The 22467-nt window shown below is 73.8% G+C and carries 16 protein-coding genes and 1 tRNA gene; 6 read left to right on the top strand and 11 right to left on the bottom strand.

Going from position 1 to position 22467, the window contains the following annotated elements:
* The first annotated feature begins 21 nt into the window (after positions 1-21).
* Positions 22-246 carry a DUF5703 family protein gene (locus GD970_RS05345; protein ID WP_152201704.1) on the top strand — a complete coding sequence of 75 codons (225 nt, stop codon included), beginning with the start codon at positions 22-24 and terminating at the stop codon, positions 244-246.
* A gap of 269 nt (positions 247-515) precedes the next feature.
* Here GD970_RS05345 and GD970_RS05340 read toward each other — a convergent pair whose 3' ends face one another.
* Positions 516-1883: a M20/M25/M40 family metallo-hydrolase gene (locus GD970_RS05340; protein WP_152201702.1), complete on the bottom strand. Its 1368-nt coding sequence runs from the start codon at positions 1881-1883 to the stop codon at positions 516-518.
* 93 nt (positions 1884-1976) lie between these two features.
* On the opposite strand from GD970_RS05340, the gene GD970_RS05335 reads away from it, so the two are divergent.
* Genes GD970_RS05335 through GD970_RS05325 form a run of 3 tightly spaced genes read left to right on the top strand, consistent with a single transcriptional unit; the run spans position 1977 to position 6104 of the window.
* Positions 1977-2726 carry a LamB/YcsF family protein gene (locus GD970_RS05335; RefSeq protein ID WP_152201700.1) on the top strand — a complete coding sequence of 250 codons (750 nt, stop codon included), beginning with the start codon at positions 1977-1979 and terminating at the stop codon, positions 2724-2726.
* The gene (locus GD970_RS05330; RefSeq protein ID WP_152201698.1) at positions 2723-4348 is read left to right on the top strand and encodes a 5-oxoprolinase subunit B/C family protein; all 1626 of its coding nucleotides are present in this window, start codon (positions 2723-2725) and stop codon (positions 4346-4348) included. Before GD970_RS05335 ends, GD970_RS05330 begins: the two co-directional genes overlap by 4 nt.
* A 19-nt stretch (positions 4349-4367) precedes the next feature.
* The gene (locus tag GD970_RS05325; protein WP_152201696.1) at positions 4368-6104 is read left to right on the top strand and encodes an acetyl/propionyl/methylcrotonyl-CoA carboxylase subunit alpha; all 1737 of its coding nucleotides are present in this window, start codon (positions 4368-4370) and stop codon (positions 6102-6104) included.
* 47 nt (positions 6105-6151) lie between these two features.
* On the opposite strand, the gene GD970_RS05320 is transcribed toward GD970_RS05325, so the two are convergent.
* The 6 genes from GD970_RS05320 to GD970_RS05295 form a co-directional block, all read right to left on the bottom strand.
* On the bottom strand, positions 6152-7144 hold the full coding sequence (locus tag GD970_RS05320; RefSeq protein ID WP_170297236.1) for an LLM class flavin-dependent oxidoreductase: 993 nt from the start codon (positions 7142-7144) through the stop codon (positions 6152-6154).
* Positions 7141-7953, bottom strand: a complete 813-nt coding sequence (locus tag GD970_RS05315; protein WP_152201692.1) for a putative hydro-lyase — start codon at positions 7951-7953, stop codon at positions 7141-7143. Before GD970_RS05315 ends, GD970_RS05320 begins: the two co-directional genes overlap by 4 nt.
* Before the next feature lie 5 nt (positions 7954-7958).
* The gene (locus GD970_RS05310; RefSeq protein ID WP_170297235.1) at positions 7959-9176 is read right to left on the bottom strand and encodes an NRAMP family divalent metal transporter; all 1218 of its coding nucleotides are present in this window, start codon (positions 9174-9176) and stop codon (positions 7959-7961) included.
* Positions 9177-9393: 217 nt separating this feature from the next.
* Positions 9394-10455, bottom strand: coding sequence for a sodium:calcium antiporter (locus GD970_RS05305; RefSeq protein ID WP_152201690.1), 1062 nt, complete (start codon positions 10453-10455; stop codon positions 9394-9396).
* 109 nt (positions 10456-10564) lie between these two features.
* A complete protein-coding gene (locus tag GD970_RS05300) occupies positions 10565-12697 on the bottom strand; it encodes a M3 family metallopeptidase (protein ID WP_152201688.1) in 2133 nt (710 codons plus the stop codon).
* 125 nt (positions 12698-12822) lie between these two features.
* Positions 12823-13944 carry a bifunctional GNAT family N-acetyltransferase/nucleoside triphosphate pyrophosphohydrolase family protein gene (locus tag GD970_RS05295; RefSeq protein WP_152201686.1) on the bottom strand — a complete coding sequence of 374 codons (1122 nt, stop codon included), beginning with the start codon at positions 13942-13944 and terminating at the stop codon, positions 12823-12825.
* A gap of 346 nt (positions 13945-14290) precedes the next feature.
* Here GD970_RS05295 and GD970_RS05290 point away from each other — a divergent pair.
* A tRNA-Leu gene (locus tag GD970_RS05290) sits at positions 14291-14376 on the top strand.
* Here GD970_RS05290 and GD970_RS05285 read toward each other — a convergent pair.
* Both GD970_RS05285 and GD970_RS05280 read right to left on the bottom strand, forming a co-directional pair.
* Positions 14358-16052, bottom strand: coding sequence for a recombinase family protein (locus GD970_RS05285; RefSeq protein WP_152201684.1), 1695 nt, complete (start codon positions 16050-16052; stop codon positions 14358-14360). The genes GD970_RS05290 and GD970_RS05285 overlap by 19 nt on opposite strands.
* A 15-nt stretch (positions 16053-16067) precedes the next feature.
* The gene (locus GD970_RS05280; RefSeq protein ID WP_152201681.1) at positions 16068-16280 is read right to left on the bottom strand and encodes a hypothetical protein; all 213 of its coding nucleotides are present in this window, start codon (positions 16278-16280) and stop codon (positions 16068-16070) included.
* 136 nt (positions 16281-16416) lie between these two features.
* Here GD970_RS05280 and GD970_RS05275 point away from each other — a divergent pair, with 136 nt between their 5' ends.
* The gene (locus GD970_RS05275) at positions 16417-17127 is read left to right on the top strand and encodes a hypothetical protein (protein WP_152201679.1); all 711 of its coding nucleotides are present in this window, start codon (positions 16417-16419) and stop codon (positions 17125-17127) included.
* A gap of 578 nt (positions 17128-17705) precedes the next feature.
* Here GD970_RS05275 and GD970_RS21505 read toward each other — a convergent pair.
* Both GD970_RS21505 and mobF read right to left on the bottom strand, forming a co-directional pair.
* The gene (locus GD970_RS21505) at positions 17706-18047 is read right to left on the bottom strand and encodes a histone-like nucleoid-structuring protein Lsr2 (RefSeq protein WP_170297234.1); all 342 of its coding nucleotides are present in this window, start codon (positions 18045-18047) and stop codon (positions 17706-17708) included.
* A gap of 446 nt (positions 18048-18493) precedes the next feature.
* Positions 18494-21985, bottom strand: coding sequence for a MobF family relaxase (mobF, locus tag GD970_RS05265; RefSeq protein WP_152201673.1), 3492 nt, complete (start codon positions 21983-21985; stop codon positions 18494-18496).
* Positions 21986-22467: the final 482 nt, after the last annotated feature.

Below are 22467 nucleotides of genomic sequence, written 5' to 3'. Positions count from 1 at the left end.
GAGCATATGGGGATGCCGAGCATGAACCACGCGTTCGCGTCGCGTCGGGGAGACCGCAACGCGACGTACTACGAGTACCGCACCGTCACCCTCCCGGCGTCGGTGGACCGCGGCGACGTGCGCCGGCTGCTCACCGACGAGGCCGAGTACGGCCGGTGGGAGCTGGCGCGCACGCGCGTCTACGTGGGCGGGGCCCGGAAGGTCTGGCTGCGGCGCAAGGCGATGCAGGTGGCCAGCACCCTCTGACCCCTTCCTCGTGCGGCGAGACGTCAAGTTGTGCGTGAGACGTCAACTTGAGCACGAGGCGTCAACTTGAGCACCGGCGTGCCCCCGTCCGCGAGCAGGACGGGGCCACGCCCGCGGCGGTCTCCGCGCCGGTCCGGCTCCATCCGCGCGCGACACCTCGCGCAGAACTTGACTTCTCGCGCACCACTTGACACCTCGCGCACCACTTGACGTCTCGCGCACCACTTGACACCTCGCGCACCACTTGACGTCTCGCGCTCCAAACGGGGTCAGCAGGTACGCAGCAGCCGCTCGAGCACCCGCGTGCCGAACTGCAGCGCGTCGACCGGCACCCGCTCGTCGACGCCGTGGAACATCCCCGGGAAGTCCATGTCCGCCGGGAGGCGCAGCGGGACGAAGCCGTAGCCGGTGATGCCCAGCCGGCCCAGCGCCTTGTTGTCCGTTCCCGCCGAGAGCATGTAGGGCAGCACCTGCGCCCCGGGGTCGAACGCGTCGATGGCGGCGACCATCGCGTCGACGAGGTGCCCCTCGAACGGTGCCTCGATCCCGGCGTCCTCGTGCAGGGCCTCGATCCGCACGCCCGGCCCGGCCAGCTCCGCGATCATCGCCCGGGCCTGGTCCTCCTCCCCCGGCACCGGCCGCAGGTCGACGGCGCCCGTCGCGGCGCCGGGGATGACGTTCGCCTTGTACCCGGCGTTGAGCTGGGTGGGGTTGGCGCCGGTGCGCAGGGTGGCGCCGACGAACTTCTTCGCCGGGCCGAGCGCGTCGACCAGCCGCGCGATGCCCTCGGGGTCCTCGGGGTCGAAGGTGGTGCCGGTCAGCTCCGCCACCCCGGTCAGGAGCTGGCGCACCGTCCCGGTCAGGTGCATCGGCCAGGAGTGGGCGCCGATGCGGTGGATCGCGCCGGCGAGGCGGGTCACCGCGTTGTCCTCGTTGACCTGCGAGCCGTGCCCCGCCGTGCCCTCGGCCAGCAGCCGCAGCCACGCCAGGCCCTTCTCCGCCGTCTGCAGCAGGTACACCCGCCGCCCGTCGACCTCCACCGAGTACCCGCCGACCTCGCTGATCGCCTCGGTGGCGCCGTCGAACACCTCCGGGCGGTGGTCGACCAGCCAGTGGGCGCCGAAGTGGCCGCCGGCCTCCTCGTCGGCGAGGAACGCCACGACCAGGTCGCGCGCCGGACGCCACCCCGTGCGCCCCATGTCGCGCACGAGCGCGAGGATCATCGCGTCCATGTCCTTCATGTCCACGGCGCCGCGGCCCCACACCATGCCGTCGCGGATCTCCCCGGCGAAGGGGTCGACCGACCAGTCGGCCGCCTCGGCGGGGACGACGTCGGTGTGCCCGTGCACCACCAGGGCGCCGCGGTCCGGGTCCGTGCCGGGGATGCGCAGCAGCACGCTGGCCCGGCCCGGCGCCGACTCGACCAGCTCGGGGTCCCAGCCCACCTCGGTGAGCAGCCCCATGACGTGCTCGGCCGCCGCCCGCTCCCCCGGCCCGGACCCGTCGCCGTAGTTGGAGGTGTCGATGCGGATGAGGTCCTGGCAGATGCCGACGACCTCGTCCTCCGGGCGCGGGGTCCCGGGGCCCTCGGCACGGGTCGTGGCGGACGAGGCGGTGGGGGCGGGCTCGGCACTCATGCCGCCAGGCTACCGACCGGGCCGCTCGCAGGACGGACCGCCGCCCTGTGGCCCCGCAGGACGGACCGCCGCCCGGTGGCGGAGAATCGTGGCATGGACCTCAACAGCGATGTCGGCGAGTCCTTCGGCTCCTGGACGATGGGCGACGACGAGTCGATCATGCGCGTCGTCTCGAGCGCCAACGTGGCCTGCGGCTTCCACGCCGGCGACCCGGTCGTCGCGCGCGCGACCTGCGCGGCGGCCGCCCGGGAGGGCGTCACCGTGGGGGCGCACGTGGCCTACCGCGACCTGGCCGGCTTCGGCCGGCGGTTCATGGACGTCTCCCCCGCCGAGCTGACCAACGACGTCATCTACCAGATCGGCGCCCTGCAGGCGATGGCCGCCGCCGCCGGGACCACCGTGCGCTACGTCAAGCCCCACGGCGCCCTGTACAACACCATCGCCAAGCACGAGCAGCAGGCCCGTGCGGTGGTCGAGGCCATCCGCACCGTGGACGAGTCCCTGCCGATCCTCGTGCTGCCGGGCAGCGTCATCCAGCGCGAGGCCGAGGCGGCGGGGCTGCGCGCGGTCGTCGAGGCCTTCGCCGACCGGGCGTACAACGCCGACGGCTCGCTGGTCTCCCGCCGGATGGAGGGCTCGGTCATCCACGACCCCGAGGCGATCGCCGCCCGGGTGGTGCAGATGGCCACCGACTCGACGGTGGAGACCGTGGACGGCCAGACGATCACCGTCGACGCCGAGAGCGTCTGCGTGCACGGCGACACCCCCGGCGCCGTCGCCATCGCCACCGCCGTGCGCGCCGCCCTGGAGGAGGCGGGCGTGCCGGTGACGAGCTTCCTGTGACCGGCCCGCCCCGGCGCCAGGTCCGGCCGGTCGGGGACCGGGCGGTCCTCGCCGAGTGCGACGACCTCCAGGAGGTCATCGACCTGCACGCCACCCTCCAGCGCCGCCCGCTGCCCGGCCAGCGTGACGTCCTGGCCGCCGCGAGGACGGTCATGGTCGTGGCCGAGGCGCCCTCCGCGGTCGCGTCGCTGGCCCGGGAGGTCGCCGCGCTGACCGCGGAGCCCGGCGACGCCCGGGAAGGCCCGCTGGTCGAGATCGACACGGTGTACGACGGCGAGGACCTCGCCGTCGTGGCCGAGCTGACCGGGCTGAGCCCGGAGGGGGTGGTGCGCGCCCACACCGGGCAGGTGTGGACGGCCGCCTTCGGTGGCTTCGCGCCGGGCTTCGCCTACCTCGTCGGGGAGAACCACGACCTGGACGTGCCCCGCCGAGACACCCCGCGCACGGCCGTGCCGGCCGGGTCCGTCGCCCTCGCCGGCGGGTTCTCCGCCGTCTACCCGCGCGAGTCCCCCGGCGGCTGGCAGCTCATCGGCCGCACCGGCGCACGGATGTGGGACCTCGCGCGCCCTCAGCCCGCGCTCGTGCGGCCCGGCGCCCGGGTGCGCTACCGGGCCGTGCGGGAGGTGGTCGAGGCGGTTGACCCCGCCGAGCCCGCGTCCGGCAGCGCCACCGGGCAGGCGCGCCCGTCGCTCACGCCGGAGATGACGTCTCGTGACGGAGTTGACGTCTCGCCACCGGGGCGGGGTGGGGCCCTCGTCGTCGAGGCGCCGGGGCTGCAGAGCCTGGTGGAGGACCTGGGCCGCCCGGGCTACCTCGACCTGGGCGTGTGCCCGTCCGGGGCGGTGGACCGCGGCGCCGCCGTGCGGGCCAACCGCCTCGTCGGCAACCCGCGCGACGCGGCGGTGGTCGAGACGGTGCCGAGCGGGCTGCGGCTGCGCGCCGACGGCGACCAGGTGCTCGCCGTGACCGGGGCCCCCGCGGCGCTGACCGTCGAGGGTGACGGCGGCGTGCGCCGCCCGCCCACCGACGCCCCGTTCGCGCTGCGCGACGGGGAGGTCCTCGCCCTCGGCCCACCCCGCGCCGGGCTGCGCTCCTACGTCGCGGTGCGCGGCGGGCTGGACCTCGCGCCGGTCCTGGGCAGCCGCGCGACCGACACGATGTCCGGGCTGGGCCCCGCCCCGCTCGAGGCCGGTGCCGTCCTGCCGGTCCGGCCGCCGCGACCGGGCGCCGTCGTCGCGGCGCCGGACCCCGCCCCGGCGTGGGCCGACGGGCCGGTCACGGTCGCCGTCGTCCCCGGCCCCCGCGAAGGCTGGTTCGCCGCCGACGCGCTGGCGTCGCTGTGCCGGCAGGACTGGGCGGTGACCGACCGGTCCAACCGGGTCGGGCTGCGCCTGGACGGCGAGCCGCTGGCGCGCACCCGCACCGAGGAGCTGCCCAGCGAGGGCACCGTCGCCGGCGCCGTGCAGGTGCCGGCCTCGGGCCTGCCGGTGGTGTTCCTCGCCGACCACCCCACCTCCGGCGGCTACCCCGTCATCGCCGTCGTCCGCACCGCCGACCTCGACCGGCTCGCCCAGGTGCGGCCCGGCGACTCCCTGCGGTTCGTCCTCGCCCCGTCGTCCTGAACCCTCGAGAAGGAGAGCCGTGCGCAAGGTCCTCATCGCCAACCGCGGCGAGATCGCCCTCCGCGTCGTGCACGCCTGCGCCGACGCCGGGCTCGCCTCGGTGGCCGTCTACGCCGACCCCGACGCCGCCGCCCCGCACGCGCTGCTGGCCGACGAGGCCTACAACCTGCCCGGCTCCTCGGCGACCGAGACCTATCTCGACATCGCCCGCCTGCTGGAGGTGGCTCGCCGCAGCGGCGCCGACGCCGTCCACCCCGGCTACGGGTTCCTCTCCGAGAACGCCGGGTTCGCCCAGGCCGTGCTGGACGCCGGGCTGACCTGGATCGGCCCGCCGCCCGAGGCGATCCGCGTGCTCGGCGACAAGGTGGAGGCCCGTGAGCTCGCCCGGCGGGTCGGCGCCCCGCTCGTGGCGGGCAGCGACGGGCCCGTCCCCTCCGCAATCGAGGCGCGCCGGTTCGCCGAGACGCACGGCGTCCCTGTCGTCATCAAGGCCGCCTTCGGCGGCGGTGGGCGCGGCATGCGGGTGGTCCACCACCTCGACGACGTCGAGGACGCCTTCGCCTCCGCCCAGCGAGAGTCCCGGGCAGCTTTCGGCCGTGACGAGTGCTACGTCGAGCGGTTCCTCGACCGGCCCCGGCACGTCGAGGCCCAGGTCCTTGCCGACACCCACGGAAACGTCGTGGTCATGGGCACCCGCGACTGCTCGCTGCAGCGCCGCCACCAGAAGCTCGTCGAGGAGGCACCTGCCCCTTTCCTCACCGCGGAGCAGCGCCGCCGGGTCCACGACAGCGCGCGCGCCATCTGCGCCGAGGTCGGGTACGTCGGCGCCGGGACGGTCGAGTTCCTCCTCGGTGCCGGCGGCGACCTGACGTTCCTCGAGGTCAACACCCGCCTGCAGGTCGAGCACCCGGTCACCGAGGCCACCACCGGCATCGACCTGGTCCGCGCCCAGCTCGCCGTCGCCGACGGGCAGGAGGTGCCCGTGCGGGCGGACCCCGAGCCGTCGGGGCACGCCATCGAGCTGCGCATCAACGCCGAGGACGTGGGCCGCGGGTTCCTGCCCTCGACCGGCACGATCACCGCGTTCGTCGCGCCGAGCGGGCCCGGGGTCCGCCTGGACACCGGGGTGCGGCAGGGCTCGGTGGTCTCCCCGCACTTCGACTCCCTGCTCGCCAAGGTCGTCGTGCACGGCCGGGACCGGCAGGAGGCGCTGCGCCGGGCGCGCCGGGCCGCGGCAGAGATGGAGATCGCCGGTGTGGCGACGGTACTGCCCTTCCACCGGGCCGTCCTGCGCGACCCGGACTTCACCGCCCCGGACCACCTCGGCGTCTACACGACGTGGATCGAGCAGGAGTTCCGCGAGCGGGTCGCGGCAGATCCGGACTTCCACGACAGCTCCCCCGCCGGGCGGCGGCGTGTGGTCCTCGACGTCGACGGCCGCCGGGTGGTCCTCGGGCTGCCCGCGGACCTGCTCGCGGGCCTGGCCTCCGGCGGCGCCGACGGGGCCGGCTCCCACGACGGCGCGGCGGCTGCCCCGGCGGACGCGGCCGTCCTGACGGCGCCGATGGGCGGCACGGTCGTGCGGTGGCTCGTCGAGCCCGGTGAGCAGGTCGCCCGGGGCGACGCCGTCGTCCTGCTCGAGGCGATGAAGACGGAGACCCGGTTGGTGGCGCACCGCGACGGCGTCGTCGAGCCGCGGGTGGCGGCCGGGGAGCACGTGGACACCGGGGCCGCCCTCGCGGTCATCGAGGGCTGAGCGCGGGCGGCCCGACGCCCGGTGGCCGCACGGCGCCGCCCCGCTCCTCACCCCGCGGCCGCCAGACGCGGCCCGATGACGTCCCGGAACGCCGCCACCTCCGCAACGGGCAGGTCGTACCCGGTGGCCTCGGTGTGGGCCGGGAAGAGGAAGACGTGCTCCGCCCCGGTCTCCGCCCGCGCCCGCAGCAGCCGCTCGGCGCAGTGCTCGGCCGGGCCGAACAGGCCCAGCGCGTCGCACACGCGGGCCGCGAGCGCGGGCGTGAGGTCCTCGGGCCGGTGGTCCTCGGGGACGTCCAGGCCCGCGACGCGCAGCCAGTGGAGGTTGGCGGGGCTGGGGTAGGCGAGGAAGGGCCGGCCGGGCCGGAACCAGCGCCGCGGCCACGCCTGGGCCTCCTCGAAGGGGGCGACGGCGGTGGGGACGATGAGGATCTCCTCCAGCGCCGCCGGGTCGCGGCCCGCCCGGCGGGCGCCGGCGGCCACGTGCGAGCGGGCGACCGCGACAGCCTGGGGGTCGAGCCCGGCGAGCATGAGCACGCCGTCGGCGACCTCACCGGCGAGCTCGAGCATGCGGGGCCCGGAGGCGAGGACGAGCACCCGGGCGGGCGGCGTGGTGGTGTTGTTCATGCGCAGCTCGTGGCCCTCGAAGGCGGCCACCTGGCCGGCGAGCAGGCGCCGCACGGCGGTGACGACCTCCCCGAGGTAGGCCCGGCGCGCACGCGGCTCCCCCGCCCGCTCCACGGACAGGAAGCCGGGGGCGAGCGTGAGCAGCACCCGCCCGGGGGCGACCTCGGTCAGCGCGTTCGCGGTGGCGGCGAGCACCAGCGGGTGGCGGGTGACGGGGTTGGTCGTCGCCGGGTACAGCACGAGGCGGGCGGTGGCCGCGGCCGCGAGCGCCAGGGTGACGTAGACGTCGCGGCCGGAGTGGTGGTGGTCGTGGATCCCCACGCCGTGGAACCCCGCCCGCTCGCACCCGGCGACGAAGTCCACCACCTCGGGCACCGGCCGGCCCACCGGCACCCGGATGTCGACGGCGATCACGGCACCTGGTAGGCCGCGTCCTTGACGTCGGTGACGAGCATGTGGCCCGGCGCGTGCCCGATCGCCAGCGGCGGCCGGGACTCCATGACCGCGGCCTGCGGGGTGACCCCGCACGCCCAGAACACCGGCAGCTCTCCCGGGCCGATCGCCACCGGGTCGCCGAAGTCGGGCGCGTCGAGGTCGCGGATGCCCAGCGCCCCCGGGTCGCCCACGTGCACCGGGGCGCCGTGCACGGCCGGGTAGCGGGAGGTGATGCGCACGGCGTCGGCCACCTGGCCGGCGGGGATGGGACGCATGGAGACCACCAGCGGTCCGGACAGCGCCCCGGCGCTCGCGCAGCGGCGGGTGGTGCGGTACATCGGCACGTTGGTGCCCTGCGCGATGTGGGCGATGCGGATGCCGGCGTCCTGCAGCGCGGTCTCGAACGTGAAGCTGCACCCGACGAGGAAGGCCACCAGGTCGTCGCGCCAGTGCTCGCGCACGTCCGGGGTGTCGGTGACCTTCTCGCCGTCGGCGTAGACGGTGTACAGGGGCAGGTCGGTGCGGACGTCGCCGCCGGCGAGCAGCGGCCCGGCGACCTCGCCGGCGTCGAGGACCCCGAGCACCGGGCAGGGCTTGGGGTTGCGCTGGGCGAAGAGCAGCATGTCGAAGGCGTACTCCCGTGGCACGGCGATGAGGTTGGCCTGGGCGTAGCCGCGCGACCACCCGGCGGTGGGGGTCACGAGGCCGGCGCGGAAGCGGGACCGGGCCTCGGCCGGGGTGAGGCGGGCGGCGTCGGCCAGGCCGGGGGCGAGGGTCGAGGAGGTCATCGCGATCACGTCCACAGGGCCGAGATGCCGGCGAAGGAGTTGTAGCCGAAGTACAGGGTGAGCAGCCAGGCGAGCACCCCGAGGACCAGCAGCCAGCGCGGGTAGCGGTACCCGTGCAGCAGGTCCCGGCGTCGCCACGCCACCCACAGGATGACGGCGAAGCCGATGGGCAGGATCAGCCCGTTGAAGGCGCCGGCGAAGATGAGCAGCGCCGAGGGGGCCTGCCCCACGAGGACGAACACGATGGCGCTGACGGCGATGAACAGGCACGTGAGCAGGCTGCGGGTGCGGTGGCTGGCGGTGGGCTTCGTGACGAAGGTGATGGAGGTGTACGCCGCGCCGATGACCGAGGTGATCGAGGCGGCCCACAGGATCACCCCGAACAGGCGCATGCCGAGCTCGCCGGCCGCGACGCCGAACGCCTGCGCCGCGAGGTTCTCCCCCACCAGCTTGGCCCCGCCGGCCACGACGCCGAAGATCGCCAGGAAGAGCAGGAAGCGCATGACGCCGGTGACGATCACGCCCGCGATCGAGCCGCGGCTGATGTACCTGACGCTGTCCGGGCCGTGGACGCCGGTGTCGATCATCCGGTGGGCGCCCGCGTAGGTGATGTACCCGCCCACGGTGCCGCCGATGAGGGTGGTGATGACGAAGAAGTTCACCTGGTCCGGGGCGACCATGTTCTTCAGCGCCTGCCCGACCGGGGGCCCGGACTCGATGGCGACATAGAGCGTCAGCAGGATCATCAGCGCCCCGAGGACCACGACGATCCGGTCCATGGCGATGCCGGCGCGGCGGCTGAGGAACACCGCGATCGCGATCGCGGCCGTGATCACCCCGCCGGCGGTGGTGTTCAGCCCCGTCATGGCGTTGATGCCGAGGCCGCCACCGGCGGTGTTGCCGATGTTGAAGACCAGCCCGCCGGCGAAGACGAGGACGGCGAGGACCACCCCCACCCCGGGCAGCACCCGGTTGCCGAGCTCGTTCGCGCGCAGGCCGGTGATCCCGATGACCCGCCAGACGTTGAGCTGGACGCAGATGTCCACCACCACCGAGGCGAGGATGGCGAACGCGAACGCCGCCCCGAGCTGGACGGTGAAGTTGGTGGTCTGGGTGATGAACCCGGGCCCGATGGCGCTGGTGGCCATGAGGAACATGGCCCCGAGCAGGCCGGTGCGGTGCGAGCGGGAGAGGCGGGCGGGTGCGTCGGCGGGCTGGGCCATGGGAACCCCCTGGGCACGTGGTGCGCCGTGGGCGCGGCGCCCGGACGGGCACCGGGGGGTCGGCACGCCGTCGCCGACCCGTCTCCATCATGGGACGGCCCGTTGAGGTCGGCACGCGGGCCGACGGCGCAGCCCGGGCCCGCACGCCGGCCGACGGCGCGGCCGTGGGCGACGGGGCGGGCGACGGCGCAGCTCCGTCACGCGGCCGTGGGCGACGTCAGCCGGCGACGACGAACAGCCCGGCCACGCCCACGGCGTAGAGGACCAGCACCACCAGCGAGTCGACGCCCATGCGCGCCACCTGCCGCGTGGGCCGGAAGATCAGCCCGGTGGCGTAGACCAGGGTCAGGAGGATCGCCAGGGCGGTGAGATAGATGTCGGGGGCCTGCGCCTGCGGGAGCACCACCTGGCCCGACAGGACGGTGGCCAGCAGGAAGAGCACCGGCAGGAACGCGTTGCCGCCGAAGATGTCGCTGACGGCGAGCTGGTCCTCGTGGCGCACGGACGTCAGCCCCGTCGACAGCTCCGGCAGGGAGGTGGCGGCGGCCAGGACGGTGGCACCGAAGAGCACCCCGGACAGGCCGATGTCGCTCGCGATCGCGTCGCCGCTGCGTTCCAGGACGACGCCGGCGCCGAGGGTCACCAGGGCCGCGACGGCGAAGATCGTCGCCGACCTGGCGGTGCTGGTGCCCTTCTCCCGGGCCTCCTGCTCGGTCTGCTGCTGAGAGTGCCCGCGGGGGCGCTCCTGTCCGCCGGGCGCCTGCCCGGACTCGTGCCAGGGCAGGCCCGTTCCGGCCCGCCGCAGCAGCACCAGGCCCGTCACCCACAGGATCAGGATGAGGACCGGCGCGGGAGCGAGGCGGAAGGCGATCAGGCCCGACGGGAGCTGGGAGCCGGCGACGACCACCGCGAGGACGGCCACCACGAGCAGCGCCTCGAGCACCAGGACCAGCGACGCGGCGCGGTAGGTCAACGGCTGCCTCCCGCGTACGCCGAAGGCGTCCAGCGCCACCAGCACGACGGTCTGGATGGCGATGCCGCCGAGGATGTTGCCCACCGCCACCCCGACGTTGCCGGACAGGGCGGCGCTGGTGACGATGGCGATCTCGGGCAGGTTGGTGGCGACGGCCAGCAGGATCAGCCCGCCCAGCGCCGCGCCCAGGTGCAGGCGGGTGGCCAGCACGTCGGTCTGGTTCGGCAGCTGGATGCCGGCGACCCACACCGCCGCGGCGGCCGCGGCGAAGATCAGCAGCAGGACGGGCAGGGACAGGCTCGACACGCGCGGCTCCCCACTCGCGGATGCCCGGAGACCGGTCGTTCGACCCGCTGAACACTAGGTCACGGGCACCGGCTCCGCCCGGCGGGCGCGGTGAGGTGGCTCGGCTCCGTCAATCGGTCAGCCCCCGGCGCACCAGCAGCGGGTCGATGCGCGCGTCGCGGCCGCGCAGCTCCCGGAAGGAGTCGAGCGGGTCCTCGGAGTACCCCCGGGAGAGCAACGCCTCGCGGAAGCGCTGCCCGGCGGCGCGGTTGAGGCCGCCGTCGTCGTCGCGGGCCTGCTCCTTGAACCACTCCACCGTGTCGGCGTCGAGCACCTCGGACCAGATGTAGGAGTAGTAGCCGGCGTCGTAGCCGCCGCCGAAGGTGTGGTTGAAGTAGGTCGAGCGGTACCGCGGCGGGACGAGGTCGAGGTGGACGCCGGCCCGCTCCAGGGCCTCGCGCTCGAAGGCCTCGACCTCGCCCGGCTCGGCGGGCACCTGGCCCGGGGCGACCTGGTGCCAGGCCTGGTCGAGCAGGGCCGCGCCGAGGTACTCGGTGGTCGCGAACCCCTCGCCGTAGCTGCCCAGCGACAGCAGCTTCTCGAGCAGCTCGCCCGGCAGCGGCTCGTCGGTCGCGTGGTGGCGGGCGAAGCGGGCGACCACCTCGGGGTGCGTCATCCACATCTCGTTGACCTGGGAGGGGTACTCCACGAAGTCGCGCGGGACGGCGGTGCCGGACAGCGAGGGGTAGCGCACGTCGGAGAACAGGGCGTGCAGGGCGTGGCCGAACTCGTGGAAGCAGGTGCGCACCTCGTCCCATGTCAGCAGCGTGGGCTGCCCGGGCGGCGGCGGGGTGACGTTGAGGTTGTTGACCACCACCGGGCGCTCGGTGAGCAGGTGGGACTGGTCGACGAGGCTGTGCATCCAGGCCCCGCCCCGCTTGCCCGGCCGGGCGTAGTAGTCGCCGACGAACAGGCCCAGCCCGCGGCCGTCCTCCTCGCGCACCTCCCACACGTGCACCCCGTCGGCGTAGCCGGGCAGGTCCGGCCGGGGGTGGAACGTGAGCCCGTAGAGCCGGTGCGCCGCGTAGAACACGCCCTGCTCGACCACCCGGCCGAGCTCGAGGTAGGGGCGCAGCACGTCGTCGTCGACGGAGAAGCGCTCCTTGCGCAGCCGCTCGGCCTCGTAGACCCAGTCCGACGCCGCCAGCTCGCCGGCCGGGGCGGTGGGGTCGGCCGCGCGCACGGCCTGCAGCTCGGCGGCCTCGCGGCGGGCGTTGCGCACGGCGGGCGGGGCGAGGCGGGCGAGCATCTCGTTGACCGCCGTGGCGCTGCCCGCGGTGTTGTCCTCGACGACGTAGGCGGCGTGATGGGGGTAGCCGAGCAGCGCGGCCCGCTCGGCGCGCAGCCGGGCGATCTCGAGCAGGGCTGCCCGCGTGTCCGAGGCGGGGTCGACCCCGGTGCCGCGGGTGCGGGAGGCCTCCAGCAGGCGGGCGCGCAGCCCCGGGTGGGCGGCGCGGGCGAGCAGGGGCTGCTGGGTGGGCAGCATGAGCGGGATGAGGTACCCGCCGCCGGGCATGGTCAGGGTGGAGCCGGCCCGGTCGGCGGCGGCGCGGGCGAGGGCGGCGATGGTGCCCTCGTCGAGCCCGGCCAGCTCGGCCGGGTCGTCGACGCGGACGGCGCCCGCCTCCATCGCCTTGACCACCCGCTGGGAGAACTCCGTCTCCAGGGTCACGATGCGGGCGTTGAGCGCGCGCAGCCGCTGCTGCTCGTCGTCGTCGAGGCGGATGCCGGCGCGGACGAAGTTCTTGCGGTAGGTGTGCAGCAGCCAGGACGTCTCGGCGTCGAGGTCGAGCAGCGGACCGGCGTTCGCGAGGGACTCCAGCCGGTCGTAGATGCGCCGGTCGAGCCAGAAGGCGTCCCCGTGCGCGGCGAGCAGCGGGGCGACCTCGGACTCCAGGGCGTGGATCTCCTCCCCGCCCACGGCGCTGACCAGGGTGTGGAAGACCGTCATCGCCCGGCGCAGCAGCCGCCCGGACCGTTCGATGCGCTCGAGGGTGTTGGCCACGTCCGGCACGGCGGCGTCGGTGGCCACCGCCTCCCACTCGGCGCGCTGGCCCGCCATGCCGGCGGCGATGGCCGGGCGCAGGTGCTCGATGCGCACCGCGCGGAAGTCCGGCAGGCCGTAGGGCAGCGGGGACGGCGCGGCGAAGGGGTTGGCGGCGTCGAGCAGGGCGTCCCCGACGTGCGCGGAGGTCTCAGGCATGGCGCTCATTGTGCCCCTCGGGCGCCGAGCCGCTCCCTTTCGACACTGCCTCGGTCTCGAATGGGGCCGCGCCTCGCGCGCGGCCCCCCACGCCGAGGCGCGCGCCCCGCCGAACCGTCACCTGCTCAGCGACGGGCTCCGGGCTGGTACCCGCGCCGGGCGAGCACGCCGGCGATGTCCGGGGGGAAGAACCCCGGGCCCTTGAGCACCTTGCCGTCCTCGCGGTAGATCGGCCGGCCGTCCGCGCCGAGCTTGGAGAGGTTGGACGCCTGGATCTCGGCGAGCACCTCGTCGAGCGGGATGCCGCACTCCAGCGCCATGCCGTAGACGACGTAGGTCAGGTCGCCCAGGGCGTCGGCGGCCTCGACGGTGTCGCGGGTGCCGTCGTCGGCCGCGACCGCCCGGGTGAAGGCCGCCGACATCTCGGCGCCGGCCGCCTCGCCGTAGACCGCCTCGACGAGCTCGGCGAGCTCCTCGGCCACCAGCGCCATGCGCATGTGGACGCGGTCGCGGTCCACGCTCGGCGGGTCGGTGACCACCGGCAGGTGGTAGGTGTCGTGGAACTGGCGCACGAGCGCCTCGGGGTCGCGCGGGTTCGCCGCGGGTACGGCCTGCGCCGTCGCCGCGCCGGCCGTGCCGGGCGTGGGCTGCGCCGTCGCGACGGCGCGCTCCCCGGCGGGCCCGTCCCAGGCATCGACGGGTTCGCGCGGGTCGTCGCGCTGGATGGTGCCGATCCAGCCGTCCGTCCACGCGCCCCGGCGCGGGTTGAGGGCGCGCACGGTGCCCTCCTTGCGCACGCCGTTGCGCCAGGCGACCTTCCAGGAGGGCCAGTTGTCGACGTCGGCGCGCCAGGCCACGGTGTGCAGCCCGAGCCGGTCGAAGGCCGCGTCGAGGACGACGCCGACCGCGCGGGTCATGATCCCGCGGCCGCGGGCGTCGGCGGCGAGCCAGTACCCGAGCTCCCCCTTGCCGTGGGCCACCGCGTGCAGGCCCACCATGCCCACGAGCCGGGCGACGCCGTCCGCCACGGTGCGCACCGCCCAGGTCGGCGAGCCGGCCCGCCAGCCGTCGGGGACCACCGTGGTGACGAAGCCCTCGGCGTCGGCCCGGGTGTACGGGCTGGGCACGGTCGTCCACCGCTGGATGTCGGCCTCGGCGCAGACCGCGGCGATGCGGTCGACGTCCTCGGCGGTCGGGACGGACAGCAGGAGCGTGCCGTCGGACGAGCGCAGCGCGAAGGGTTCCATGACCCCGACGGTACCGGGGCGGACGGCCCGGTCCGGGCGTCGGCTCCCCGGCGTGCGGGGCGCGGCGCGCAGCGTGGGAGCCCCTCACAACGTGCCGGCCGGGCTCGCCGACGGCGTCTCGGGCACCCGTCGCGGGCAGGCGGGCCGGCCCGGGACGGGACGGCGCGCGGGCCCGTCCCGGGCCCGCGGACCGGAGGGCGGCTACGGCTGTGGGGTCGGTCACTTCGGGGCCGTTCCGGGCCTGACGGGTTCGAAGGCGCCCCTGGGACCGTGCTATCTTTTACGACGTTGCCCGGGAGGGTGACGGGGCCGAAAGGCCACGTCAGACCGGCCGGCAGCACCACCTGTCCGGGTGGCGGAATAGGCAGACGCGCTAGCTTGAGGTGCTAGTGCCCTTTATCGGGCGTGGGGGTTCAAGTCCCCCTCCGGACACGACTATCCACACGCGTGGCGGATAGGAGCGGGCTCACTGTGTAGTGAGCCCGCTTTTTCGTTGCGTCGTAGCGGATGCGCAGGTCGAGAGCGTTGTAGAGGTCGCGGCGCTCCGCGTCCGTGGCCTGGGCCAGGGCCCCGACGGCGCCGCCGATCAGCTCGAGCGCGGCGACGATCTCGCCAGGGTCGACCTTCTTGCGGGGTCTGGCGATCTCGGTGAGGCGCTGCTTGGTCTGCGCGAGCTCGGCCTCCTTGGCGGCCAGGGCGGCGGCGATGGCGTCGGAGGCTGTTCCCTTGGCGATGAAACCAACGAGGTTCTCGATCTCCTCCTGCAGGCGACGACGGCGCTCGTGCAGCGATCGCTGCTCGGCGGACGTGCGGTCCTCGGCGAGGAGGGCCGCTGCCAGCGCGCGCGGGTCCGAGAACACCTCGGCGAGGTCCGCGTCCAGTGCCGCGAAGATCGCATCCTGCCGCAGCGTGACCGGCGGGTGGTCCGCGAGGTCGGCTGGCACCGCGAATCGTTTGTCGAACTCGCAGCGGTACAGCACGCGGCCGTCGGTCCGGTCCTTCGCCGTCGACCTGTTGAAGTTTCCTGACAGCCGATGGTCGCAGTACGCGCAAACGACGCGGCCTGCCAGCGGGTAGATGCGCTGGGCGTTGCGCGGTCGCCGGGGGACGTAGCGGCCGCTTCCGGGACTCGCGCCCTGGCGGGCCGCGGCCTGGAAGCGACCGGCGACGGTCTCCCACAGGACGGGGTCGATGATCGCTTCGTGGGTCGGCCCGGCGGGCCGGATCCACTCGGACCGGTCGCGCCAGCGCATGCGGGTGACGTTCCCGGCCGCGACGTCCTCGACATCGAGGAGCTGCTCGAACTTCTCCTGCTTCCCCCAGTACCTGTACCCCGTGTAGACGGGATTGGTCAGGATCGTGCGGACGGTCGCATGGGACCAGCCACGCGGATCACGGTGCGGGTTGCGCCGCCGGTCGTGCGCCGACGGCGAGGGCGCTCCCTGGTCCGTGAGCCGTTGTGCGATCGCGCGCAGGCCATCGCCAGCGGCGCCCCACTCGAAGATCTTCACGACGACCGGCGCGGTGACGGGATCCGGGACGAGCTTGTGGCGCCGTTGACCAGTGGCAGCCCGCGAGGGGTTGGGGTGCGGCCCGGCGTCGGCGAGCATGTAGCCGTACGGCGGCCGCCCGCCAAGCCGACGGTCGGTGCGGGCCGCCAGCTCGTGCATCGCGGTGCGAGTGCGCTTCTGGATCCGCGACCGCTCCCCCTTCGACATGCCGCCAAACAGGCCCATCATGATCTCGTGCGCCTCGGAATCGGGATCCACCCGACCGCCGACCTCCGGCACGAACAGCGCACAGCCGTAGTACGTGAGCACGGGGAAGGTCATCGCGAACTGGTGACCGTAGAAGGCTCGCTGCGGCTCCCCGATCACGATGCCGTCGAACCGGCGGTCAGGCCGCTTGATCTCCTCCAGCAGCGCACTCGCCTCCGGGCGCCGCTTCCACGGCAGCGACCGGGACTGCCCGACGTCGAAGAACTCGACCACGATGCGGTGCCCGAGCGGCCCTACGAGGTCGCGGGCGCGCGCGAGCTGCCACATTCGGGATGCCTCGGGGTCCTGCGCGTCCTCGGTGGAGACGCGCCCGAGAAAGGCGAGGTCCATGGCTCACGCTGCCTTTCACGCCCGCCCGACCCGCTGTTCCCCGGCGACTCGCAGAAGGATGCCGGCGAAGATGACCAGCGCATCGTGCGGCGGGCGGTAGTCGTTCGGGATGTTCCGAACCACCTCGATCTGACCGTCCGGTGCTCTCCAGTGTGACACCGGGCCGCGTGTACGAGCACTTACGCCCGGTGCGCCGCCCGGCCGGGGCGTTCCGTTGTTGTCCGCCATGGAGCCGTCACCTTCCCCGGTGCGCATCGCTCATCGCCTGTACTTCACGTTCTGGCAGGTACGCGACATTAGATCACAAGGGCTCACGTAGCGGCAAGTACATGAGTTGCGGGCTTGTCCCATATACGCTGCTGGCATGCCGACAGTTCCGCGCGTGCCCGGCGATCAGACCTACGACGGCCTGCTCGTCCAGGACGACCTGCCAGCCGGCTGGCACCTCCCGAACCGCTTCCCCGGCGAGCGACCCGACGACGCCAGCGCCGAGATCGACGCACTGCTCGGCTACGACGACCAAACCGTCGATGACGAGCAGCGCCAGGCACGCATGGGCTCCGAGCAGAACGAGACCGTCGACGGCCGCTGGCGCTACATCGAACACACCGCCACGGCGACGCGGGTCTACATCAGGCTCCAGCGCCAGCTGCTCAACGTCCCCGAGGAGGTCCGCATCACCGGCGTCGTCTACCTGCCCTGGCGGCCCGGAGACCCGATCACCAGCCAGCTGCTGCGAGAGCTACCGACCGCGCGCATCGAAGCAGCGATCAACCAGCGGCTGTTCGCCATGAAGCGGACTCACACCCTCACCGGCGGCAAGATCGAGCTCCCAAGCGGTCGCAAGATCGCTGAACGGGACCTGCTCAAACCACTCGGCGACCCCAAACAAACCCCCGACTTCTACGAACTCGTCGCACTCCAGCACGGCCGCCTCACAGCGAACGGCGACACCAACCCCTCGGCGACCATGGCCGAGCTCAGCGGCGTCGCACTCAGCACCGCCCAAGGCTGGGTCGCGAAAGCTCGCGCCCGCGGACTACTGCCGCCCGGGCGCCGGGGACGCGCCGGCTAGCGTTGGCGGAGGTGAGGTTCGAACTGCTCGCCAGCCCCTCGCGGGCCGGATCACGGATCGTCGCTCTAGCGCACGTACACCGAGGTTTCGGCGAGTCGATCTGCGGATGACTGCCTTGAAATTCACGGATCTAGAGCGCCGGTAGCACGTGAGTTACCGCATGAAGTCCGCTGGTGGAGGGGGCCCCCGAGCTGCCGGACGATCACTCGGAGAGGGCGGTGGACCGCCACCGTCCTCACGACCATGGCGTCCGACGCCCTTGGGACACGTGCACGATGCAGCCCACCGTCCTGGCGGGGACATGCCCGACGACTGGTTCAGTCCGCACATCACTCAATCTGGCCGACCTGCCTGAGATGGTCGCCGCGATGCCCCGGCCGCGTCATGTCCGGCGGCCGTGTGGGAAGGCGGTGGGTAACGTGCGGAACAATCGCCCGCAACTACTCGAGCCGGTCGAGCTCTAGTTGCACGCCGGTCGGTGATCATCGGCCAGACGCTGGCGCGTAGGGGCAAGAGCCCGAATGGGATCGTCAGGGGCCGCCCTCAGTGCCCAACTGGTCAACGCAGCTTCCGCGCGCTCAGTTGCCGGCGGCCCGGTACTTCTCGACGACTTCTGCCGTGATCCGGCCGCGCGGGCTGACCTCGATGCCCTGGCCAGCCGCCCAGGCGCGCACCGCGGCCGGGTCAAAGGCGCGCTTCTTCGTGCTCGAGGCGGAGGTGCGTCGGCGTTGGCCTTCGATCCTGCGACCTGCCTCGAGGTACGGCCTGAGGCTGTTCTCGAAGTCGGCCAGCTCCTCGTTGGTCAGATCGACACGGTACAGGACTCCCTCATAGGAGAAGTCCACGGAGCGGCCCTTGCCCTGCTCGATGGGCTTGCCGGAGATGTCTGAGACCAGCTCAGTGATCGTTTTGGTCGCCATGCCAGACAACCTTAGGTGGGGCGGCGGGCGGAGCCGACTTCCACATTCAGGGGTCCCAGAAGTCGACGCCATGGCCCCTCCGCCGAAGCCACGACATTCGGGCTCTGGCCGAACGGCGTTGGTGTCAATGCTTGAGACGGTGCACGGACGGCCGAACTCGTCTGCGCGGCGCTGAATCGCGAAGGTCCAGTGAAGCGGTCGATCTGGTCCGACCTTGGCGGCGACGTCGGCGCGTTGGGCGCCTAGCTCGGCGAGCTGGGCGGCCAGCCGTGACCGCACGATCCCGGCGGCGGAGGTGCCGGCGACGACCACGGTCTGCTCGGCCAGCGCGGCGGTGATCTCCTCGGCCAGGCGCCTGCCCCAGGCGCGGGGCCCGTTTGGTCAGACGGGTGGCGATCCGCTTCGTTCCCGCGGTCTTCAGGTCGGCCGGCGTGGCAAGGTCTGCATCAGGTCGAGCATGCCCGGGTGGTCCAGGTGCTTGCCGAGGACCCGCTCGAGGGCGGCCACGGCCCGAGGTCGCGGCGCGGCCCCAGCCGACGCGCGGGAGGCGGCGATGTCTGGCCGTGGGCTTCGAGCGCCTGTGCCTTCAGCGTGGCGTCGGGCATCCGCTCGGGAGCGGAGGGGATGGCGTTCTGGCGGAGGAGTTGCGCGGCCTCGGTGATGGGGAGGGCCTCGATCGCGGCGAGTAGGCGGCGTGCTTGGTCCGCGCGGCGGCGCAACTCGACGGCGCGGGCGTCGATGGTGCTCGGCGGCTGGCCGTCGCCGATGCTGCGCCACAGCGCCGCCCGTGCGTCCGCGTGGCGGGCGGTAAGGCCTCGTAGCTGCCGGTGAGCGTGGGCGGCGTCCTCTCGCGCTTCGACGACGCGGGAGTGGGCGTCGGCTCGCCGCCCGGCGATGGCCTCGGCCCAGGAGCGGGTGTTCACCATCGCGGGCGGCACCGCCCCCCAGCGTCGCCGCATCGCGTCCTCGGCGTCCTGGTGTGCCTGGGTGGTCTCCCGCGCGGTGCGGGCGGCGGACCGCCGGCCGAACCGCCCGTAGCCTGGCAGGGCGCGGTTCGCCTGCCACATGCGCTGTTGGGCGGTCTGATAGTTGGCGGCGTCGGCGATGGCCTTGACGATCAGTGGTACGGCGACCTGGTTCCGAACCTCGGATGCGTGGGCGTCGGCGGCGACGACGAACTGGCTTTGCCGGGCGTACTCGGTGTGGTGGGCGGCGGCCTGGCGGGCCAGGGCGTCCTTGGCGCGCTCCCACCGGGCCGCCTGACGGTCGGCGGTCGCGATCCACTCGCGCAGGCGGGTCCGTTCGGCGTTCACCCACGCGAGGCGGCCGTCGGGCACCAGGCCGCTGACGGCGTCCTGCGCGGCCCGGGTCGCTTCGGTGAGGCCGCGGTCGGCGCGGTCGCGCTCGAGCGCGGCGACGAACTGCTGCCGGGCGTCGTCCAGGTCCGCCGCCACGACGTGGAGGAGGTTCTGGGTGCGGCCGCGGGTCATGCCGACGTAGACCCCGGCCGCGTCGAGGGCGTCGGACAAGACCGTGTGCGACTGGTCCACCGTTGCGCCCTGGACGCCGTAGGCGGTGGCGGCGTAGGCCAGGTGCGCGTGCTCGGCCACATACTGGGCCGGGAGCCGCACGGCGGCCGGGTGCCGGCGCCCGCTCCCGCTCCCGTGCTCGGTCACCCAGGCCGCGCCGTTACGCTCGACGCGGGTGACGGTCCAGGTCTGTCGGTTGGCGACCTTCAGGACGCTGTCGTTGTGGCGGGTCTGAATCACGTCTCCGGTGCCGATCGGCAGCCCGTCCGCCCCGGACACGGTGCGGGCGTCATCGACCAGGCCCTGGCGCACCCGCACCTCGCGGATGCGCGCATTCAGCTCGCGCGCCTCCTCGTTCGTCGCGGTCGTGATCGCGTCGCCGCCGCTCGCCGTCCTGGCGATCGCCTCCCGCATCGCCTCGGTGCTCTCGTGCACACGCACCAGGCCGAGCGCATGCAGCTGGTCGAACAGCTCCGCGGGGTGCTCCCCGGCGCGCATCCGCACCGTGAGGTCGGCGTATGCGGGGTCGGTGAAGCGGTGCACGTTCGCCATGTCGTAGGTCGTGCCAGCGAGCTGGGCGGCGATGTCGAGGACGCCGCCGCGGCCGACGGCGGGCAGCTGGGCGCGATCGCCGACCAGGGCGAGGGTGGCGCCGGCCTCGTCGGCGATGGTCAGCAGGGCCAGGGCGGTGTCCTGGTCGAGCATTCCGGCCTCGTCGACCATGATCCGCTCGCTCCGCCGCAGCCGCGCCGCCGGTGGTGGGCCGCCATAGGCGGTGCCGGTGTCCGGGTCGGCGTCGCCGACTTTCAGCCGGGTCCACACGGCGTCCGCGTTCCACCGCCACCCGTTGGCGTGCACGAGTTTGGCCACGCTGTCGGCCGGGACGCCGAGCTCCTGCGCGGCGACCTGTGCGGCCTTCTTCGTTGGCGTCACGATGCGGGTGGCGCGGCCCTGCTCGGTGGCGGCGCGGATGGCGGCGCCGAGCATGGTGGTCTTGCCCGCCCCGGCCGCGCCCTCCACGACCACGAGTGCAGCGTCCGAGGCGATAGCGGCGGCCGCGCGGGCCTGCTCGGCGTCCAGGACGTGCCCCTGCGCCCCCGGGATCATGTCGGGCGTCGGGGGTGCGTCGCCGCCGGCGCGGGCGGCGAGCAGGTCGCGCAGGCGCGTCTCGACGGCGACCACCCGCAGGCTCGTCAGGTGGGCGACGTGGTCCGGCGCCGCGGCCCCGGGCGGCAGCACCGACAGGCAGTCCTCCACGGCGAGCCGGGTGGTGATCGTGATGAGCTCGACCAAGGCCGCCGGGGTCGCGCGCACCCCGGATTCGGTGATGATCCGGGTGACGTGCTCCTGGACCGTGTGCCGGGTCCACGTCGACGCCGCCGCCGCGCACCGGTCCAGCGCGCGGTTCGCGACCTGCTGCACCCGCAGCTCATCCAGCTCCCGCGGTGGGCGGCAGGGCACGCGCCGGAGATCCGGGGTGTAGCCGGCCTCGTCCAGCTCCCGCCGCCAGCCGGCCTCGCTGCCGAGCCGGGAGGGCTTCTTGCTCGGGCGGTGGTGATCCCAGGCCATCGCCTGTAACCGGGCGCTGACCCCCGGGCCGGGCTCCCGGCCAGGGTGGGCGGCCTCCCACTGCGCCGTGAACGCCGCGAGGTTGCGAGCGACCTGGCCGGCGCGCTTGCTCATCACCGCGTTGAACGGTTCCAGCTCCGCCACCTCGCCGGAGACTGGATCGAGGGTCAGGCCGTGGGCGCCGAGCACCGCGGCCAGTTGTGGGTGGGCCGCCAGCACCGCGGCGCCCAGCGCCCGGATCGCCCCTTGCTGGCGGAACAGCGCCGCGGTGTCCAGCCCGCGCCAGGCACCACGGGCCCACACCCGGGTGCCGATCTGCAGGTGGATGTGCCGGTGCGGGTCGCCGGCGCGAGAGGTCCGGTGCGAGATGGCTACCGTCTGCAGCCGCTCGACCGGCACGACCTCCTGGTTCCCGCGCGGGCCGACGCGGGTGACCGAGTGCTGCCCGAGCCAGGAGCGGATCGCCTGCGCGGCGTCGCGCTGGGCAGCATCCAGCGCCGCGGACACGTCCGGATGCAGCGCCGCGGCGATCGACAGGGACTTCGGCGTGTTCACGACCATCTCCGCGAACCGCGGGGACCCTTGCCGGCCACCGCCGGCCTGGCGGGCCCTGCCCATCGCCTCCCCGCTGATCGGGTCGAGCCAGTCGACCCAGCCCGCGTACTCGGTCGGAGTCAGCGCTCGATCGTCCACCGCCATCCCGGCGCCGTCGACCACGGAGAACGCCGCCCGGGCGGTACCGGCCTCCAGGTAGTACTCGTCCGCTCGCGAGCGGTCCGCCTCGAGGTAACGACGCGCGGCAGTCCCCGTCCCCCGGAACAGGATCACTCCGCCGCGCACACCGACCCCCATGTCGCGTGTACTTGCAACTACCGAAGGTAGCATACGTCCATTCAGCAGACAGGGACACCGGAGGCTTGACGGCATTCATCGGCGAGAGACGAGGCGGGACCGCGGCAGGCGGATGGCATGGTGCGGCAGCGCGGGCGGGGTCCCCGGTACGAGGCGAGGAAGAATGGACCGTGCACGAGCGCCGTCATCGGTCACCAGGATCACCGCGAGACTGATGTGGTCGCTGCCGACCTCGGACACTCCGTGGCATACGGCGACCCACCGGGACGGGGCCTGGTGGCTGGTCTTGTCGTCGAACCCAACGATGGAGTCGTGTGATGGACCCCAACCCGTTGTCGGTCGGTGAGCGTGCTTTCCTTAACACAGCGACTGCCATGGTTCTTGTGGGCCATGGGACGAACGGCGGGACGGGGCGTAGAGCGACGGAGAAGATCCCCGACAGCCGGTGCCGGTTGCGAGCGCGCCGGCCG

Source organism: Georgenia thermotolerans, assembly GCF_009193185.1.
GTDB classification, from domain to species: Bacteria; Actinomycetota; Actinomycetes; order Actinomycetales; family Actinomycetaceae; genus Georgenia; species Georgenia thermotolerans.
The sequence above is the reverse complement of the archived record's forward strand: the minus strand, read 5'-3'. Positions and strand labels throughout refer to the sequence as shown.